The 2,354-nt window shown below is 67.3% G+C and carries 3 protein-coding genes and 1 pseudogene; all 4 read right to left on the bottom strand.

The features are described 5' to 3' along the window. Positions 1–264 (bottom strand): annotated as a pseudogene (locus KZA10_RS12625) (primosomal protein N'); the annotation flags it as partial. 16 nt (positions 265–280) lie between these two features. Beyond that, entirely contained in the window at positions 281–1,474 is a 1,194-nt protein-coding gene (gene metK, locus KZA10_RS12620) for a methionine adenosyltransferase (RefSeq protein ID WP_141386743.1), read from the bottom strand. 88 nt (positions 1,475–1,562) lie between these two features. Continuing rightward, on the bottom strand, positions 1,563–1,817 hold the full coding sequence (rpoZ, locus tag KZA10_RS12615) for a DNA-directed RNA polymerase subunit omega (RefSeq protein ID WP_017204385.1): 255 nt from the start codon (positions 1,815–1,817) through the stop codon (positions 1,563–1,565). 65 nt (positions 1,818–1,882) lie between these two features. Continuing rightward, the coding region (gene gmk / locus KZA10_RS12610) for a guanylate kinase (protein ID WP_218683043.1) at positions 1,883–2,354 on the bottom strand (472 nt) is incomplete at its 5' end.

The following is a 2,354-nucleotide window of genomic DNA, read 5'->3' as shown; positions in this document are numbered from 1 at the left end:
GGTGTGCAGACGCTCGGGGAGCACCGGCACCGTGGACACCACGCTCTCGACCTCGGACAGCGCCCGGTCGGCGTCGTCCTCGGTGTCGATGTCGACCACGTAGCCGTCGATCACGCGCCCGGCGGTGCGCAGCGGCACCTGGACACGAACACCCAGCGGAACCTCACCCCACTGCGCAGGAAGGGCGTAGTCGAAGAGCCGATCGAGCTGAGGCAGAGGGGAATCGAGGAGCACGCGCGCGATGCGCCGGCTCTCCGGAGGCATCAGGACCGCGGTCCCATCAGAGCCCGGCAGCGCGGCGCAGCTCTTCGGCGCGGTCGGTGCGCTCCCAGGTGAAGTCAGGGAGCTCGCGGCCGAAGTGCCCGTAGGCGGCCGTCTGGGCGTAGATCGGGCGCAACAGGTCGAGCTGCTCGATGATCGCCTGCGGGCGCAGATCGAACACCTCGTTGATCGCGCGCGTGATGACCTCGTCCGACACCTTGCCCGTGCCGAAGGACTCGACGTACAGACCCACAGGGCGCGCGACACCGATCGCATAGGCGACCTGCACCTCGAGGCGGTCGGCGAGACCTGCGGCGACGGCGTTCTTCGCCACCCATCGCGTGGCGTAGGCACCCGAGCGGTCGACCTTGGACGGGTCCTTGCCGCTGAAGGCGCCGCCACCGTGGCGGGAGGCCCCGCCGTACGTGTCGATGATGATCTTGCGGCCGGTGAGACCGGCATCGCCCTTGGGGCCGCCGGTGACGAAGGGACCCGCGGGATTGATGTAGAACGTGACGTCGTCGAGGTCGAGCCCGGTGGTCGCGAGCACCGGGTCGATCACGTGCTCACGGACCTGTGCCTTGAGCTCTTCCTGCGAGATGTCGGGGTGGTGCTGGGTCGAGACCACGACCGCGTCGACGGTCTTCGGTGTGAAGCCGTCGTAGCCGAGCGTGACCTGGGTCTTGCCGTCGGGTCGCAGGAAAGGCAGCGCTCCGCTGCGGCGCACCTCGGTGAGACGCTCGGCGAGGCGGTGGGCGGTCCAGGCGGCCATCGGCATGAGCTGCGGTGTCTCGTTCGTCGCGAAGCCGAACATGATGCCCTGGTCACCGGCGCCGAGAGCGTCGAGCGGATCGACCGATGACCCGTCACGGTGCTCCTGGGCACTGTCGACGCCGTGGGCGATGTCGGTCGACTGCTCGCCGACCGAGACGCTGACGCCGCACGAAGAACCGTCGAAGCCGGTGTCGCTGGAGGTGTAGCCGATGCCGTTCACGACCTGGCGCACGATCGTGGGGATGTCGACGTAGGCGTCGGTGCGGATCTCACCGGCCACATGCACGAGGCCCGTGGTGACGAGCGTCTCCACGGCGACGCGGGAACCCTTGTCCTTCGCGATGAGGCCGTCGAGGATGCTGTCGGAGATCTGATCGCAGATCTTGTCCGGGTGCCCTTCGGTGACGGACTCGGACGTGAACAGACGCAGGGCGCTCATCGGTACTCCAGAACGGGACGGACGGATGGAGGGTGTTGCACCCATTCTGGACCGCGCCTCCGACGTACGGGAGGCGCGGTCTCGAATATCACTCTGCGTGACGAAGGCGGAGCTTGTCCTCGTTGATCTCGTGCAGCGCGATGGTGAGCGGCTTGTCCTCGACCGAGGAGTCCACGAGCGGGCCGACGTTGTCGAAGAGGTTTCCCTCGTGCAGGTCGGAGTAGTAGTCGTTGATCTGACGCGCGCGCTTGGCGGCGTAGATGACGAGCTCGTACTTCGAGTCGACGCGGTCGAGCAGGTTGTCGATGGGGGGATCGATGATGCCGTTGTTGTGTCCGGCCATGGTGAGACCTCCTGATCAGGCGACGGGATCGTCGCGAAGACGGTGCGAAAGGCGCGCGAAGACTCTCAGCGCGCAGAGCTTGTAGACAATTCTACGACCTCGTGAGCCGCCGTGGCGACGTCCTCGTTCACGATGAGGTGATCGAACTCGTTCTGAGCGGCGAGTTCGACCTTCGCGGTGCGCAGTCGTCTGGCCCTCTCCTCGGCGTCTTCGGTGCCTCGTCCGACCAGCCGATGGACGAGTTCATCCCAGCTCGGAGGCAGCAGGAAGATCAGTGTCGCGGCGGGTTCGGCGCGACGCACCTGACGCGCACCCTGCAGGTCGATCTCGAGCAGGACCGTCTTGCCCTCGGCCAGCGCGGCATCGATCGGCGCGCGCGGCGTGCCGTACCGGGAGCGGTTGTGCACCACGGCGTACTCGAGCAGTTCGTCGTCGGCGATGAGCCGGTCGAACTCCGCGTCGTCGACGAAGTAGTAGTGCACGCCGTCGATCTCGCCCGGGCGCGGGGGCCTGGTCGTCGCCGAGACCGACAGGTGG

It is taken from the genome of Microbacterium sp. BF1 (genome assembly GCF_019279095.1).
GTDB classification, from domain to species: domain Bacteria; phylum Actinomycetota; class Actinomycetes; order Actinomycetales; family Microbacteriaceae; genus Microbacterium; species Microbacterium maritypicum.
Note: the sequence above shows the minus strand (reverse complement) of the source record. Positions and strands in the feature narration are given on the sequence as shown.

Excerpts from the sequence above, each read along its gene's own strand:
- metK (WP_141386743.1), bottom strand. The coding sequence starts at position 1,474 with ATGAGCGCCCTGCGTCTGTTCACGTCCGAGTCCGTCACCGAAGGGCAC.
- rpoZ (WP_017204385.1), bottom strand. The coding sequence starts at position 1,817 with ATGGCCGGACACAACAACGGCATCATCGATCCCCCCATCGACAACCTG.